We start from the raw sequence: 15061 nt of genomic DNA on the forward strand, positions 1-15061 counted from the left end.
ATGACCACCGCACCCGAACAGGCGGGCGACACCGGTCCGCTGGACCGCGACGAGCTCACCCGGACCCTCAAGCGCACCGAGGTCCAGCACGCCACCTCCTCGATCCCCGGCCGGGACATCGTGCAGGTGCTCACCGAGATCCCCGTCGACGTGTCGTCCGGATGGCATCACCACCCGGGCGAGGAGGTCGGCTACATCGTCGCCGGCACGGTGCGGATGGAACGTCGCGACGGAAGCACGACGGTCCTCAACGCCGGTGACGGGTTCCTCATCCCGCCCGGTGTGCCCCACAACGCGACCGACCTCGGCCCGGACACGGGGAGGATGCTGTCCACCTACATCGTCCGGACCGGCGAGCCGGTCTCCACGCTCGAGACCTGACCGCACGCAAGAGTCGAGGAGAAGCACTCATGGTCACTGTCGTCCTCGTTCACGGCGCGTTTGCCGACTCCGACAGCTGGAACGGGCTGATCGGCCCGCTCCGCACCGGCGGGCACCGCGTCATCGCCTACGCCAACCCGCTCCGCGGAGTCGCGACCGACGCGGCGCCGCTGAACGATCTCCTCCGGACCCTGGACGGCCCGATCGTGCTGGTCGGCCACTCCTACGGCGGCGCCGTGCTGACCGCGGTGGACCCCGGAGCCGGAGACATCACCGCCGCCGTGTTCGTCGCCGGGTTCGCCCTGCAGCCCGGCGAGAGCGCCGCGGACGCGTCGGCGCTGGCCCCGGGATCGACCCTGGGTGACACGCTCGTGGAGGTTCCGCTCCGGTCCGGCGGCGTCGACCTCTACATCGACCAGGCCAAGTACCACCACCAGTTCTGTGCCGATCTGGACGAGGACACGGCGGCCGCGATGGCGGTCACCCAGCGTCCAGTCACGGCCGTCGCCCTCAACGAGCCCCTCGGCGACCGCGCGCTGTGGCAGTCCGTCCCGAGCTGGTTCATCTTCGGCGCCGACGACCGCAACATCCCCGCGGGCGCTCACCAGGTGATGGCCGAACGCGCCGGCGCCAGACGTACCATCCAGATCCCCGGGGCCTCCCATGTCGTCGGGATCTCGCACCCGGACGACGTCGCGGGCCTCGTACTGGAGGCCGCCGCGTCGACGACGTGACGGCGACCTGGCACCTCGCACGAGTCGTTGTGCGAGAAGACCTGGGGCGTACGGCGCCCCTGGCGCGCCAGCGTCTCGTCGACCGGGTCAGTGGTGCGGCGCCCCAGCTAGCCTTGAGACGCGTTCGGGTCAGCGCCACCCTCGTACACGTAGACGTCGATGTGGTCGCCCTTGAGCACCAATCGGGTGAGACTCTCGGTCCCCATGATGTCTGCGATGGTGTCGAGGCTTTTGAGGGAACAACCCCTCGGCGGCGCGCCCCCCGTCGCTGATCGGCTGGCCGGCGACAGCCACAAGCAGGCAGGTCATGCCGTAGCGAGACTCTCCGCTCCAGACGTTGATGTCCCAGGGTTCGGGGCCGTAGAAGTCCTCGTAGCGCTTCAGCTCTCCGGGACTGATCCCTAGAGCGTCGAGCTTGCCCCCCGGATCGTGCGGCTGATCGGCGGCGGCACCGTCCGACTTCAGTGCGAGCATGTGATCCGGTGCGGGCACGTAGTACCCACCTCCCTGCCCATCAGGGACCGGCGGCGTCTCCTCGGTCGCTGTCTCGGCCGGGATGGGAGTGGACTGATCAGCAAGCAGCTGCGATATCGACGCGGTGACGGCCACGTTCAGGGCGAGGGTCGCGATGACGCCGGCGACGATCGACGAGCGGCGGCGCCACCACGGTGCCGCGGGGGCTCGGTTGATCGAGTCTGCGGCGGTCGACCCCTCGGCGGTGTCTTGCTCGATGACCGACGTTCCGGCACGCTCATGCGCGGCGAACACCCCGCCGACAGGCTGACGGACCGACGTGGGAGCAGAACGCGACCCTTCGACCGTCTCGGTGACCGGGACGCGTTCCGGGATCGGAGCGGGGGCCCCTGTGGCGGTATCGCCGACCGGAGTCGCCTGTCGACGTTGGGCGGCCTCCAGTTCGGCGAGCCGAGCCTGAGCCGCCGCATCCCCCACGATGTCAGCATCCGGTCCGAAGGCGCGTCGTCGCAGGCGCGCCAGCTCGTCCGCGTGTTCGAACTCGCCCGACCCCCGCGGGGTATCCATATCCTCATCGTCCCCCCGCGCACGACCTGGGGCGAGGGGCGACCGGACGTCGCGAAAACTGGAGTTCCGCAACCGCTACAACTTCCGACTCCGCATGCTCCTCGTCGCCCGGCTCGATCGCGGTCCTCGTAGGGCTAGTAGACGGCAGTACCCGAGCTCCCGACGGAGCCGAGACCTTCACTGCCGGCAAGCTCCCGGCCTTCTGGTGCCCGAGGTCACGCCCATCCGACCACCCCGCGGGTCCGACGAGTTCAGCTCATGGATCACTCCATCGGTAAGGCGTTCCGTCGTCTCGTGCCGAAGGTGACGGTCGACGGCGCACCGCTGAGGCCGTGCCGCTTCCACGATCTGCGGCACGCTCAGGCGTCACTCATGCTCGCGGCGGGCGTCCCGCTGACGGTCGTCAGCAAGCGCCTCGGGCGCAGCCAACTGGCCGTCACGTCGGACACGTACAGCCACCTCGTGGGCGGCGTCGGGCCGGCCGCTGCACAGGCCGCTGCGGACCTTGTGCCGCGCAGTTCGCGCGCCCTCCCTAGCAGTTCCCTAGCGTGAGCAGCCGGGAACGACGATGCGGCCTCACCCCGAAAGGTGAAGCCGCAGGTCAGGTGTGGAGCCGCCTAAGAGAATCGAACTCTTGACCTTCTCATTACGAGTGAGACGCTCTGCCGACTGAGCTAAGGCGGCGTCGTCGGGAACCGTGGTCCCCGGCGAGCCCGCTTACTGTACCCGGAGGAACCCCGGCCCTCCAAAGCGAGCGTCGGGGGTCACGTCTCGAGCGCCCGGACCGGGCGCCCCGGCGCGCACGCGAGGGCAGCCAGGGTCAGCGCCACCGCGTCCTCGGCGACGGCCGCGCGCCAGGCCGGCATCCGGCCGACAGCCCACGCCCGCCACGCAGCGCCGCCGTACGTCCCGGCCAGGCCTCCGACGGTTCCGGCGAGGGCCGGGACGAGCGGGCGCGCGTGGTCGCGGGCGGCGAGCATGGACGCGCCGATGGCTCCGGACGCCGCCCGCGTCAGGGCGCCGCCGCGCTCGAGACGGCTCGGTGCGGTGGGCAGCTTGTCCCCGATCAGCTCGCCGACCACGCCGAGCGCCGCGCCCGTGCGGACGAGAGGGCCGCGTCCGCCGGTGATCGTGGGTGCGCCGGGTCCGAGTGACGAGCGCGCGCCGGCAGCCCAGCCGAGCAGCGCCGAGCGCACCACGAGCCCCGTGCTCGGGCGTCGTCGGGCCGGGCCGCTGGAGTGGCCGAGGGAGGGAGCGAGGGGTGCCATGCCCCTCACGGTGGCCCGCCGACATGCCCCCGGCAACCGGAGAGGAGCCGGTCAGCAGCGCGTGCCCTCCGCGGGGACGGTGCCGGAGAGCAGGTAGGCGTCCACCGCGTTCGCGATGCAGTCGTTGGAGGAGCCGTAGGCCGTGTGCCCCTCGCCCTCGTACGTGAGCAGCACGCCGGACGACAGCAGGTCGGCGAGCTGCTCGGCCCACCTGTAGGGCGTCGCCGGGTCGTTGGTGGTGCCGACGACGAGGATCGGCACCGCGCCCTCGGCCGCGTACGAGTCGAGGCCGCCGACCTCGGGCACGGGCCACTTCGCGCACAGCGTCCCGCCATAGCCGAAGAACGACCCCACCGTCGGTGCGGCAGCCTCGATCTGGGCGGCCTCGGCGCGCATCTCGGCGAAGTCGGCGGAGCCGCGGTCGTCCACGCAGTTGATCGCGTCGAACGCCACCGTGGAGTTCGTCGTGTAGGTGCCGTCCGGGCCACGGTCGGAGTACTGGTCGGCGAGGGCGAGCAGCGTCGTGCCGTCGTTCTGCTTGAGCGCCTCGGTCAGCGCCTGCGTGAGGTACGGCCAGTAGGACTTGGCGTACAGGGGGAGCGCGATGCCGTAGAACGCCAGCGAGCTGGTGACGTCCCGGTCGCTGCTGGTGGGCAGCGGGTTGACCCGCGCGCGGTCGAGCAGGCCGCGGACCTGCGCGAGCCCGTCGTCGACCGACCCGGTCAACGGGCACTTGGGCCCGGCCTGGCAGTCCGCGATGTAGGCGCGCAGGGCGTTCTCGAAGCCGACGGCCTGGCCTTCCGACGCCTCGATGGACGTCAGCGTGGGGGGCAGCGCCCCGTCGAGCACCAGGCGGCCGACCTTCTCGGGGAACAGGGCCGCGTAGGTGGCGCCCAGCTCGGTGCCGTACGAGAAGCCGAGGTAGGCGAGCTTGCCGTCGCCCAGGGCCGCGCGCAGCACGTCGAGGTCGCGCGCCGCGCTCACGGTGTCCACGTGCCCGAGCAGCGGACCGGTGTTCTGGAGGCAGGCCGCGCCGAGCTCGCCGTAGGCGTCGATCACCGCCTGGATGCCGGCGTCGGTCGAGTAGTCGGGGTCCGTCGCGATGAGCCGGTCCAGGGTCGGGTCGTCGACGCACTGGACCGGGTTGGAGCGCTGGACGCCGCGGGGGTCGAAGGCCACGAGGTCGTACTGCCGCTGGACGTCCTCGCTGACCATCCCCTTGGCCTGCGCGAGGAAGCTCACGCCCGACGCGCCGGGGCCACCCGGGTTGAGCAGCAGCGACCCCAGGGGCTCACCGCCCGTCGCCCTGCTGCGCGCCAGCGCGATCCCGATCGAGGCGCCGGCGGGGTCGGCGTAGTCGAGCGGGACCTGCGCCGTCGCGCACTCCCCCTCGGCGCACGTGGTCCACTCGAGCTGCTGCCCGTAGAACCGACCGAGGTCGCCCGTGGCCTCCGCGGACGGCGACTCCGACGTCGCTCCGGGGGTCGGGCCGGCCGCCTGGTTCTTCGGCGAGACGCACCCGGCGAGCAGGACGGCGGCGACGGCGAGGAGTGCGACGAGGCGATGCCGTCGGTCGCGCGCGGCGCCTGAGGGCGCGGCAGGGCGGTCGGAGAACGGCATGCGCACACGGTAGCCGCCGTTGCTGGGCCTCCCGGCACGTCCGGCACCCGGGGGACCCACCCATCACCCGATCTGCACAGGAGGGCGCCGACGGGCGCCCCGCTCAGCCCTGCGGGCGCAGAGCCACCGCCATCGCCTCGACGGCGAGCAGTGGCGCGACGTTGCCCGCGAGCCGTGTGCGCGCCTGCCCGACGGCGTCCATCCGCCGCAGGGTCTGCTCCGGCGTGCTCGCCTCGGCGAGGGTGCGGACGGACTCCTCGTGCTCGACGTTCACCAGCTCGACGCCGGCGCCGAGCTGAACGACCAGCACGTCGCGGTAGAGCGAGAGCAGGTCCACCATGGCGCGGTCGAGGACGTCGCGCTGCGACCGGGTGGCCCGCCTCTTCTGGTCCTCCTCGAGCTGTCGGACCTGGGTGCGCAGCGCCGGCGGCAGGGTCGCGGCGCCCTCGGCCCCCAGGGACCGGAGCAGCTCCGCGCGCTCGTCGGCGTCACGCTGCTCGGTGGCGGCCTTCGCGTCGGCCTGCGCGGTCTCGACGAGCTCCCCGGCGGCCAGCACCGCGTCGCCGACGCCCCGGATCTTCGCCGCGATGCCGAGCACCGCCCTGCGGCGGGCGCGGGCCTCAGGATCCCTGGCGAGCCGTCGCGCGATACCCACGTGGCTCTGGGCGGCGCGGGCCGCGATCGCGGCGACCGCGGGATCGATGCCGTCCCGGGACACGAGCAGGGCTGCGACGGCGTCGACCGGCGGGACGCGCAGCGCTACGGATCGCGAGCGGGACCGGATGGTCACCAGCACGTCCTGCGGGCTCGGCGCGCACAGCACCCAGACGGTGCGGCCCGCGGGCTCCTCGATCGCCTTGAGCAGGGAGTTGCCGCTCGTGTCGTTCAGGCGGTCGGCGTCCTCGATGATGATGACGCGGTGCCGGCCCTGGGACGGCGACCGCTGCGCGAGCTCCACCAGCGGGCGGGCGGTCTCGGCGCGGATGAACACGCCCTCGGTCGCGACGACGGTGACGTCGGGGTGCAGGCCGCGCAGGGTGGTCGTGCAGTCGTGGCAGACACCGCACCCGTCGGTCGCGCACTGCAGCGCCGCGGCGAACGCGCGCGCCGCGTTGGACCGCCCCGAGCCCGGCGGGCCGGTGAGCAGCCAGGCGTGCGTCATGGCGGCCGGGTCCTCGATCGCGTGGCGCAGCACCTCGACAGCCGGCTCCTGCCCGACGACGTCGTCCCAGACGCTCGTCACAGCGCGATTCCCAGCACGCCGGCGACGCGCTCGCGGATCGCCGCGGCCAGCTCGTCGACGGGTCGGGTCGCGTCCAGCACCAGCCAGCGCCCGGGCTCCGCCTCGGCGCGGCCGAGGAACGCCTCGCGCGTGCGCCGGTGGAACTCGTCGCCGGCCCGCTCCAGCCGGTCGGGGTCCCCCGTCAGCCGGGCCTTGCCCGCGACGGGGTCGAGGTCCAGCAGCACGGTGAGGGCCGGGAGCAGACCGTCGACGGCCCACAGGGAGAGGCGCTCGACCTCGTCGGCCCCCAGGTCCCGGCCGCTGCCCTGGTACGCGACCGAGGAGTCGAGGTAGCGGTCCGTGACGACGACCGCGCCGCGGGCGAGCGCGGGGCGCACGAGCGAGGCGACGTGGTGCGCGCGGTCGGTGGCGTACAGCAGCGCCTCGGTCCGGGCGTCGACGTGGTCACCGTGCAGGACCGCGTCGCGCAGGAGCTTCCCGAGCTCCGTGCCGCCCGGCTCCCGGGTCAGCACGACCTCCCGACCCAGGCCTGTGAGCCAGTCGCCGAGCAATCGCGCCTGCGTGGACTTGCCGGCGCCGTCGCCGCCCTCGAGGGAGACGAAGAGTCCCGCGTGGAAGGGGGCGTCGGGCGAGGTCACGTGCGCCAGGGTAGTCGGCGCGGCCGACACGACGGACGCGCGCCGCACAGGCTCACTCGCCCGGGTAGCTGACCCCGATGAGCGAGCGGACGGTGTCCATGGTCCGGAGCACCTCGAGCGTGTGGTCCCACGTCATCCGGGGGCTCTCCGTGGCGCCGAGGGCGACCTGACGGGCCACCTCGGCCGCCTCGTACTGCAGCCCCTTGGTGCCCGGCTGGTCGAACTCCCAGACACGGCCGTCCAGGCGCTGCACCCGGAACGACGTCGGCGCGTAGAAGCTGCCCTTGACCACGATGTTGCCCTCGGTGCCCGAGATGTGCGCCATGGTCGGCGTCTTGGCCCACATCGTCGTCGACAGCGTCGCCTGCGTCCGGTCGCCGTACGACAGCACGATCGAGATCTGGCCGTCGACGCCCGTCGAGGTCAGCTGCCCGACGGCCTGCACGGCGTCCGGCACGCCGAGGAAGTCGTGCGCGAACGAGACCGGGTACACCCCGAGGTCGAGCAGCGCCCCGCCCGCGAGCGCGGGGTCGAACAGGCGGCTGGCCGGGTCGAACGCGAACGCCTGGCCGTGGTCCGCGGAGAGGTTGATGATCTCGCCGATCTCGCCGGCGTCGATCACCTGGTGCAGCGCGTAGACGTGCGGCAGGAACCGCGTCCACATCGCCTCCATGACGAACACCCCGGCCTGGCGGGCGGCGGCGAAGACCTCCTCGGCCTCGCCCGCGTTGCGCGTGAAGGCCTTCTCGACGAGCACGTGCTTGCCGGCCCGGATGGCGAGCAGCGCCTGCTCCTTGTGCTCCGAGTGCGGCGTCGCGATGTAGACCGCGTCCACCTGTTCGTCCTCGACCAGCTCGCGGTAGCCCACGTGCGTGGTCGGGATGTGGTGGGACGTGGCGAACCGCTGGGCGCGGTCCCGGTTGCGCGACCCCACCGCGACCAGCTGCGCGCGCGTGTGCGCGTTCACGGCCGCGGCGAACGTCGCGGCGATGTTGCCGGCGCCGAGGATGCCCCAGCGGATCGGCGGAGCGGTGCGAGGGTCCTGAGCGCGGTCTGCCATGGGCGACAACCTAGCGCGGTGTGCGGCGTGCCCGCCGTCCCCCTGCGCGCAGCGCTACTTCTTGGTCGCCGCCTTGGCCTTGGCGGGCGCGCGACGCGCGGGCGCCTTCTTCTTCGCGGGAGCGGACGCACGCTTCTCGGCCAGCAGCTCGACGGCCTGCTCGCGCGTGATCGACTCGGGCGTGAGGTCGCGCGGCAGGGTCCGGTTGGTGACCCCGTCGGTGACGTAGGCGCCGAAGCGCCCCTCCTTGACCGTGATCGGCTTCTCCGACGTCGGGTCGTCGCCCAGCTCGCGCAGCGGCGGCGCGGCGGTCGCCCCGCGGCCCCGCTTGGGCTGCGCGTAGATGGCCAGCGCCTCGTCGAGGGTCGTCGTGAAGAGCGCCTCCTCGGACGCGAGCGTCCGCGAGTCGGTGCCCTTCTTCAGGTACGGCCCGTAGCGGCCGTTCTGGGCCGTGATCTCCGTGCCGGTCTCGGGGTCGACCCCGACCACGCGCGGCAGCGACAGGAGCATCAGTGCGTCGTCCAGCGTCACCGACTGCAGCGACATCGACTTGAACAGCGACGCCGTCCGCGGCTTGGGCGCCGCGGCGAGCGCGCGCTTCTGGGCGGCGGCCGACAGCGACGTGTCGATCTCGGGGTCGGGCAGGACCTCGGTCACGTACGGGCCGTAGCGGCCGTTGCGCGCGACGATCGGCGTGCCGGCGACGGGGTCGGTGCCCAGCACCTGGTCGCCCTCGGGCTGCGTCTCCAGCAGCTCGCGGGCCTTGGCCACGGTCAGCTCGTCGGGCGCCAGTTCCTCGGGCACCGACGCGCGGCGCGGGTTGCCGTCCTCGCCGGGCTCGGCGGCCGAGTCCTCGAGGTACGGGCCGTACCGGCCGACGCGCAGCACGATGCCCTCGCCGATCGGGATCGAGTTGACCTCGCGGGCATCGATCTCGCCCAGGTTGGCGACGAGGTCCCGCAGGCCCTCGCCCTCCTCGTTGCCCGAGCCGTCGCCGAAGTAGAACCGCGACAGCCAGGCCACCCGGTCCTTGTCGCCGGCCGCGATGGCGTCGAGGTCCTCCTCCATCTCGGCCGTGAAGTCGTAGTCGACCAGCCAGTCGAAGTTCTCCTCCAGCAGCCGCGTCACGGCGAACGCGAGCCACGACGGCACGAGCGCCTGCCCGCGACCGGTCACGTACCCGCGGTCCTGGATGACCGAGATCGTGGCGGCGTAGGTCGACGGGCGGCCGATCCCGCGCTCCTCGAGCGCCTTGACCAGCGAGGCCTCGGTGAAGCGCGGCGGCGGTGAGGTCCGGTGCCCGTCGGCCGTGAGGTCGGACGCAGACAGCGGGTCGCCCTCGGCCATCTTGGGCAGCCGGGCGTCGTCCTTCTCCGCCGCCGCCGCGGCCTCGTCGGCCTCCTCGGCGTACCGCGAGACGTCGCGACCCTCCTCGTACGCGGCGAGGAACCCGCGGAACGTGATGACGGTGCCCGAGGCGGAGAACAGCACGTCGGTGCCGTCGGCGGCCGTCGCGCCGAGGCGGACCGAGGCGGTCTGACCGCGGGCGTCGGCCATCTGCGAGGCGACCGTCCGCTTCCAGATGAGCTCGTAGAGGCGGAACTGGTCGCCCGACAGCTCCTTGGCCACCTGCGCGGGGGTCCGGAAGTGGTCGCCGGCGGGGCGGATGGCCTCGTGCGCCTCCTGCGCGCCCTTGGCCTTGCTGGTGTAGACGCGGGGCGCATCCGGGATGTACTCGGCGCCGTACAGCTCGGACGCCTGCCGCCGCGCGGCGTCGATCGCCTGCGCGCTCAGCGAGGACGAGTCCGTACGCATGTAGGTGATGTAGCCGTTCTCGTACAGGCCCTGCGCGGTGCGCATGGTCTGCCGCGACGCCATCCGCAGCTTGCGGGACGCCTCCTGCTGGAGCGTCGAGGTGGTGAACGGCGCGGCCGGGCGGCGCGTGTACGGCTTGGTCTCGAGCGACGAGACGGAGAACGCGGAGTCGGCCAGGCCGGCCACCAGCGAGGTCGCGCGGGCCTCGTCCAGGTGGGCGACGTCGGCGGCCCGCAGCTGCCCGGTGTCCAGGAAGTCGCGGCCGGAGGCCACGCGCTGCCCGTCGACGGACGTCAGGCGCGCGCTGAAGGACGGCTCGGCCGTGTCCTGGACGGCGAACGTCCCGGTGACGTCCCAGTAGTCGGCGGCGACGAACGCCATGCGCTCGCGCTCGCGCTCGACCACCAGCCGGGTGGCGACGGACTGCACGCGCCCGGCGGACAAGCCCTGGCGGACCTTGCGCCACAGCACGGGGCTGACCTCGTAGCCGTACAGCCGGTCGAGGATGCGCCGCGTCTCCTGGGCGTCGACCAGGCGGTCGTCCAGCTCGCGGGTGTTCGCGAGCGCACGCTGGATGGCCTCGGGGGTGATCTCGTGGAACACCATGCGCTTGACGGGGACCTTGGGCTTGAGCTCCTGCAGCAGGTGCCAGGCGATGGCCTCGCCCTCGCGGTCCTCATCGGTGGCCAGGAAGAGCTCGTCCGACTCCTTGAGGAGCTTCTTGAGCTCGCTGACCTTCTTCTTCTTGTCCGAGTCGACCACGTAGTACGGCGCGAACCCGTTGTCGACGTCGACCGCGAACTTGCCGAAGGGCCCCTTCTTCATGTCCGCCGGCAGCTCCGAGGGCTGGGGCAGGTCGCGGATGTGCCCGACGCTCGCCTCGACGTCGTACCCCTCGCCGAGGTACCCGGCGATCGTGCGCGCCTTGGCAGGCGACTCCACGATCACGAGCTTGCGCCCTGCAGACATCGGTCTTGCCCTTCTCAGACTTCGACGGGCCGGACGACCCGCGCGACGTTGGGGACTCTACGGCGTCCCGTCAAGCCCGCGGCAATCGCGACGACGCGGCCTGCCGCAGCACCAGCATGATCGCGAACGCCACGCACGCCGCCATCAGGGCGCCCGCGGCACCCCCGAGATAGGCGGTGACCTGCTCGGCGCGAGCCTCGAGGTCAGCCCGGTTCTGCCACGTGTGCGACAGCGCGACGACGGCCGACGCGCCCGCCGCTGCGCCGACCACGAGCAGGCCGGCGACGACCCCCCGCATCGTCGCGGGCGTGGGCGGCGGGTCCCCCGCCAGCCGCAGCGCACCGGTCGCGGTCGACGGGCGGGCGGGCGTGAGGGCGACCAGGGCGCAGGCGATGGCGGTCCACGCGAGGACGACGAGCACCGCGGCGACGACGTCGGACGGCCGGTGCCACTGCCCGATGAGCGTCGAGACGCCCGTCGCGGTCGTGTACCCCGCGCCGAACACCGCTGCCCAGGGCCGCACCCGCGGCGGGACCACGAGCAGCAGCGCCGCCGAGACCGACGCGGCCGCCGTGGTGTGGCCGCTGGGCAGCGTGTTGCCGTACGACGCCTCGACCCCGAGCTCGGGCCGGTAGAACACACCGTTCTTCAGCAGCTGCGTGGTGAGGTTGGCGCCGATCATCAGCACCGCGACCTGCAGGGCGAGCGACCACCGACGGCGCAGCGCGGCGATGAGCATCGCCGCGATGAGGACGAGGGCGATGAACCCGACGGAGACGACGTCCAGCACCCGCTCGGCGACCCGCCACAGCTGCGTCTGCCCGTACGCAGCACCCTGGAGGGCCGCGTTCTCGACCTCCTGGCCGGCGAGGGTGTCGACGAACACCCGCCACAGCACGTACACGCCCGCGAACGAGAGCACCGCCACCAGCAGCGCGATCCCGACGACCACGCCGCGCCGGTCCCCGGAGGCCGGTGCGGGCCGCACGGGCGCGGGGATGACGGGCGTGTCGCTCACCGGACCACGGTAGGTCACCCGGGCGTCCGGACCGGACGCCGTGCCAGGGTCCGGGCAGGTGTCTCACGCCCCCGGCGGCGGCTCGTCGGGGCCGACGACGACCGCGTGCAGGCAGCCGCCCAGCCGCGCGCGCACGTCCTCGTCGGCGTTGATGCAGAGAAGGCACCCGCCGCGGCGCTCGAGCTCCCAGCCCGCCTCGTCGATGGCGTCGGCTGCCCGCCCGCTGCGCAGGCTCACCGCCGCCAGGTCGAGCACCACGAGCGACGCCGACCCCGACAGCGCACCCAGAAGCGCGCGCAGCCGCCCGACGTCGGCCCGCCCGAACGACCCGGCCGGCCGCACGTTGGCGGTGAGCCAGGCGGGGGTGGGCGGCATGCCCTCGCGTGCGGGTTCAGCTGCGGTCACCGTGCGCATGGCGGGCCTCCCGGCTCTGTCGGTCACGTGGTGCTCCACGTGCTCGACACCCACTTCACCCACGGACCCTGTGGACTACCTGGACGTGACCGTCTCTTTACCTGTGGCTGTGTCCAGCCACAGGTAGAGACGGTCCGTTGACGGAACCCGGCACGCCCCCGGGCCAGAGTTCCGACGTGCTGGTCCACGCGCCCGCTCCTCGTGAGGTCGACGGCCTGCTGGCGGTCCCGGTCCACGTCCGGCAGCTCACCGTCCGTGTCGTGCTGGACGCGAGCACCCGCGGCGGCGTCGCGGACGCCCTGTTGAGCTACCGGGTGGGCCCGACGTCGGGCTGCCCGCTGTTCGACCTGCGCCAGTCGATCGACCAGGCCTGGCTCGACGGTCGACCGGTCGCGCCCGCGCGGCTGGGTCCCCGGTCGGTGGGGGAAGGACCCCATGCGACGATCCGAGTCCTCGACCTGCCGCAGCAGGCTGAGTCGGCACACACGCTGCGGCTCAGGTACCGGCTCGGGCAGCCACGCTCGGACCTGGGCGGCGCCTATCCCCCCGTGCTCGCCACCCGGGGCCGAGGACGGCTGCGGTGGTCCTTCGGCATGGCCGACCTGTTCGACGGACGCCACCTGGAGATGTGGTTCCCGAGCAACCTGCCGTTCGACCAGTTCCCGTTCGAGCTCGCCGTGACGCTGACCGGGGTGCAGGCGCCCCACAGCGTGATCACCAACGGGGCCGTCACCACCGCCGGCGCCGGCTCCTGGCGCATCAGGTTTCCCGCCTGGGGCTCGTCGGTCTCGCCGATGCTCGAGCTGTGGCCGACTGACGAGCTCGACCACGCTCGCAGAACAGTGGTGCTGGGCGGATCCGGACGCACGGTGGCGATCGACGTCTGGAAGGTGAGAGGCCGTCCCGACGACCTCGCGTACGAGAGCGCGCGGATCGGCCGGCTGCTCGGGTGGAACGAGGCGACCTTCGGCAGCGTCGGCCTGGACCGGTACACCTGCTTCTTCCACGGGGCGGAGGGCGGCATGGAGTACGCGGGCGCCACGACCACGTCGTCGAGCGCCCTCGCGCACGAGGTGCTGCACAGCTGGTTCGCCCGCGGTGCGATGCCGGCGTCGGACGCCGACGGGTGGTGGGACGAGGCCTTCACCACCTACGTCACCCAGGGCGCTGCCCCGGCCCCGCTCGACTTCCGACGTCCACCGACGAAGCTCTGCTCGCGTCGTCCGTTCCAGCGGCACACCGACGCCGCCGCCTACCGCGACGGCAGTCGCCTGTTCGGCGGTCTTGCCGCGATGTCCGGGCACGAGCCGCTGCTGCGCGCGATGGGACGGCTCTTCCGGGAGCGACGTCATACGTGCGTCTCGACGGCGGAGCTCGAGGAGCACCTCGTCCTCGAGACCGGCGCAGTCACCGTCGTGGACGCCTTCCACCGGTTCGTCTACGGCTTCGACGACCCCCGTCCGGGCAGCCCGGTCCGCTTCGACAGGTTGTGGGTGAGCGAAGGGACAGACGGGCGCCCGTGGATCAGCGCGCAGGTGAGCAACCCCGGCGCCGAGGCGTGCCGCCACTTCCTCCTGCTGTTCTCGCTGGCCCGCGGCGGAGGAGACCCCGCACGGTCGGACGCCGCGACGAACGTGGCGGCCGTTGCCGGCTTCGACCTGCAGCCCGGGCGAGCCCGGGTCCTGCACGTGCGGGCGCCGATCGGTCTGGGGCGTCCGGGCGAGCTCGCGGCCGACCTCTCCCTCGTCGGCGGCGTGCACGTCCGCCTGGCGCACCCGTCGGGCGGGCCTGCCGACTACCGCGCACGCGCGATGATGCGCACGGATCTCAGGCCGAGCGCGAGACGGCCGGCGCCGGTACCCGCGACCTGGGCGGCGGGCTGAGCAGACCATGGTCCGTGGAGCGCGGGATCGACGTCAGCTCCAGGCCGACGCGTGCGCAGAGGGCGTCGGAGGGACGGATACCGAGCTCGTGCCAGAGCAGCGCCGCGAAGCTGTCGAACTGGCGCATGGCCTCCGACGCATTGCCCTCGCTGAGGTACGCGTCGATGAGTGCGGCGTGAGCGCTCTCGCGCAACGGCTCTTCCGCGATGACGTCGAGCATCGCTTCGATCGCCTCAGGGAACCTCCGCTCGCGGCGCAGGTGGGCAGCGCTCGCCTCGAGGGCGTGCAGCCGAGCCTGCCGCAGCTGCTCACGGGCCAGCACGAGCCACGACTCGTCCCACCCGGGCAACAGCTCGGTCGACCGGGCGATGACCCGGGCGGACTCGGCCGTGTGGCCGTCCGCGTCGCCGATCATCCGGTCGGCGATCTGCCGGAACTGGTGCACGTCAACCCGGACCCCGGGCCCGAGCCGGACGGTGTCCGGCTGGACGAGCACCAGGTGCTGGCTGACCCGGCGGATCCGCCACAGCGCGGTTCGCAGGCTGGCCCGCGACCGCTCCGTCCCCGCATCGGGCCAGAGCCGTTCCGCGAGCACCCCCCGATCGCAGCTGTAGCCCTGCACGTGGTCCAGCGAGAGGTAGGCGAGAACGCGGCGCGAGTGCATGGGCAGCGCGGCGGGCGCGCCGCTGACCTGCAGCGAGAAGCCGCCGAGAAGCCGGAGCTCGGCCGAGGAGCCGTTCACCGTCACCACGTCCGCAGCTGTCGCAGGTGCCACCGTGATTCCCCCTGTCGTACCGCGCCGTTCACCCCGCTACGGTCCGAGCCTGACGATTGATGCTTCACCCGGTGTCAACATGCCGTCAACGGGGCGAGGCCGACCCCTGCGGCGCCCATCCACCTGCCCGACGGTGGCCCGGGCAGGTGGCCTGGACGGACCGTTGACGGACACGTGGACGTGGCCCCGCCAGCGTGTGCCG

14 protein-coding genes and 1 tRNA gene are annotated in these 15061 nt (G+C 72.9%); 4 read left to right on the forward strand and 11 right to left on the reverse strand.

The genetic code is table 11. From position 1 onward, the window contains the following. Together ACXJKA_RS04410 and ACXJKA_RS04415 are read left to right on the forward strand one after the other, a co-directional pair. Positions 1-381, forward strand: a complete 381-nt coding sequence (locus ACXJKA_RS04410; RefSeq protein ID WP_456823965.1) for a cupin domain-containing protein — start codon at positions 1-3, stop codon at positions 379-381. 29 nt (positions 382-410) lie between these two features. Next, a complete protein-coding gene (locus tag ACXJKA_RS04415) occupies positions 411-1115 on the forward strand; it encodes an alpha/beta fold hydrolase (protein ID WP_456823966.1) in 705 nt (234 codons plus the stop codon). 129 nt (positions 1116-1244) lie between these two features. Here ACXJKA_RS04415 and ACXJKA_RS04420 read toward each other — a convergent pair whose 3' ends face one another. Then, the gene (locus tag ACXJKA_RS04420) at positions 1245-2156 is read right to left on the reverse strand and encodes a hypothetical protein (RefSeq protein ID WP_456823967.1); all 912 of its coding nucleotides are present in this window, start codon (positions 2154-2156) and stop codon (positions 1245-1247) included. A gap of 180 nt (positions 2157-2336) precedes the next feature. Between ACXJKA_RS04420 and ACXJKA_RS04425 the strand changes: the two genes are divergently transcribed. Continuing rightward, positions 2337-2708 carry a tyrosine-type recombinase/integrase gene (locus tag ACXJKA_RS04425; protein ID WP_456824136.1) on the forward strand — a complete coding sequence of 124 codons (372 nt, stop codon included), beginning with the start codon at positions 2337-2339 and terminating at the stop codon, positions 2706-2708. Positions 2709-2764: 56 nt separating this feature from the next. Here ACXJKA_RS04425 and ACXJKA_RS04430 read toward each other — a convergent pair. The 9 genes from ACXJKA_RS04430 to ACXJKA_RS04470 form a co-directional block, all read right to left on the reverse strand. Next, positions 2765-2840 (reverse strand) — tRNA-Thr (locus ACXJKA_RS04430). An 80-nt stretch (positions 2841-2920) separates the two neighbouring features. Continuing rightward, positions 2921-3424, reverse strand: coding sequence for a hypothetical protein (locus tag ACXJKA_RS04435; RefSeq protein WP_456823968.1), 504 nt, complete (start codon positions 3422-3424; stop codon positions 2921-2923). Positions 3425-3475: 51 nt separating this feature from the next. Next, positions 3476-5044, reverse strand: a complete 1569-nt coding sequence (locus ACXJKA_RS04440; RefSeq protein ID WP_456823969.1) for an alpha/beta hydrolase — start codon at positions 5042-5044, stop codon at positions 3476-3478. A gap of 103 nt (positions 5045-5147) precedes the next feature. Beyond that, positions 5148-6287, reverse strand: a complete 1140-nt coding sequence (locus ACXJKA_RS04445; protein ID WP_456823970.1) for a DNA polymerase III subunit delta' — start codon at positions 6285-6287, stop codon at positions 5148-5150. Continuing rightward, positions 6284-6925, reverse strand: coding sequence for a dTMP kinase (gene tmk, locus ACXJKA_RS04450; RefSeq protein ID WP_456823971.1), 642 nt, complete (start codon positions 6923-6925; stop codon positions 6284-6286). The genes ACXJKA_RS04445 and tmk overlap by 4 nt, the downstream gene beginning before the upstream one ends. Positions 6926-6977: 52 nt before the next feature. Continuing rightward, positions 6978-7985: a Gfo/Idh/MocA family protein gene (locus tag ACXJKA_RS04455; protein ID WP_456823972.1), complete on the reverse strand. Its 1008-nt coding sequence runs from the start codon at positions 7983-7985 to the stop codon at positions 6978-6980. Positions 7986-8039: 54 nt separating this feature from the next. Next, positions 8040-10769: a type I DNA topoisomerase gene (topA, locus tag ACXJKA_RS04460; RefSeq protein WP_456823973.1), complete on the reverse strand. Its 2730-nt coding sequence runs from the start codon at positions 10767-10769 to the stop codon at positions 8040-8042. Between the two features lie 70 nt (positions 10770-10839). Next, positions 10840-11787 (reverse strand): phosphatase PAP2 family protein, encoded by a 948-nt coding sequence (locus tag ACXJKA_RS04465; RefSeq protein ID WP_456823974.1) that lies wholly within the window; start codon positions 11785-11787, stop codon positions 10840-10842. A gap of 63 nt (positions 11788-11850) precedes the next feature. Next, positions 11851-12201, reverse strand: coding sequence for a hypothetical protein (locus ACXJKA_RS04470; protein WP_456823975.1), 351 nt, complete (start codon positions 12199-12201; stop codon positions 11851-11853). Between the two features lie 176 nt (positions 12202-12377). Between ACXJKA_RS04470 and ACXJKA_RS04475 the strand changes: the two genes are divergently transcribed. Next, the gene (locus tag ACXJKA_RS04475; protein ID WP_456823976.1) at positions 12378-14084 is read left to right on the forward strand and encodes a hypothetical protein; all 1707 of its coding nucleotides are present in this window, start codon (positions 12378-12380) and stop codon (positions 14082-14084) included. Here ACXJKA_RS04475 and ACXJKA_RS04480 read toward each other — a convergent pair. Continuing rightward, the gene (locus ACXJKA_RS04480) at positions 14029-14859 is read right to left on the reverse strand and encodes an AfsR/SARP family transcriptional regulator (protein ID WP_456823977.1); all 831 of its coding nucleotides are present in this window, start codon (positions 14857-14859) and stop codon (positions 14029-14031) included. The two genes, ACXJKA_RS04475 and ACXJKA_RS04480, sit on opposite strands and share 56 nt — an antisense overlap. Between the last annotated feature and the right edge of the window lie 202 nt (positions 14860-15061).

The organism is Cellulomonas sp. P5_E12 (assembly GCF_054049315.1).

Excerpts from the sequence above, each read along its gene's own strand:
- ACXJKA_RS04410 (WP_456823965.1), top strand. The coding sequence starts at position 1 with ATGACCACCGCACCCGAACAGGCGGGCGACACCGGTCCGCTGGACCGC.
- ACXJKA_RS04420 (WP_456823967.1), bottom strand. The coding sequence starts at position 2,156 with ATGGATACCCCGCGGGGGTCGGGCGAGTTCGAACACGCGGACGAGCTG.
- ACXJKA_RS04435 (WP_456823968.1), bottom strand. The coding sequence starts at position 3,424 with ATGGCACCCCTCGCTCCCTCCCTCGGCCACTCCAGCGGCCCGGCCCGA.
- topA (WP_456823973.1), bottom strand. The coding sequence starts at position 10,769 with ATGTCTGCAGGGCGCAAGCTCGTGATCGTGGAGTCGCCTGCCAAGGCG.
- ACXJKA_RS04440 (WP_456823969.1), bottom strand. The coding sequence starts at position 5,044 with ATGCCGTTCTCCGACCGCCCTGCCGCGCCCTCAGGCGCCGCGCGCGAC.
- ACXJKA_RS04415 (WP_456823966.1), top strand. The coding sequence starts at position 411 with ATGGTCACTGTCGTCCTCGTTCACGGCGCGTTTGCCGACTCCGACAGC.
- ACXJKA_RS04470 (WP_456823975.1), bottom strand. The coding sequence starts at position 12,201 with ATGCGCACGGTGACCGCAGCTGAACCCGCACGCGAGGGCATGCCGCCC.
- ACXJKA_RS04455 (WP_456823972.1), bottom strand. The coding sequence starts at position 7,985 with ATGGCAGACCGCGCTCAGGACCCTCGCACCGCTCCGCCGATCCGCTGG.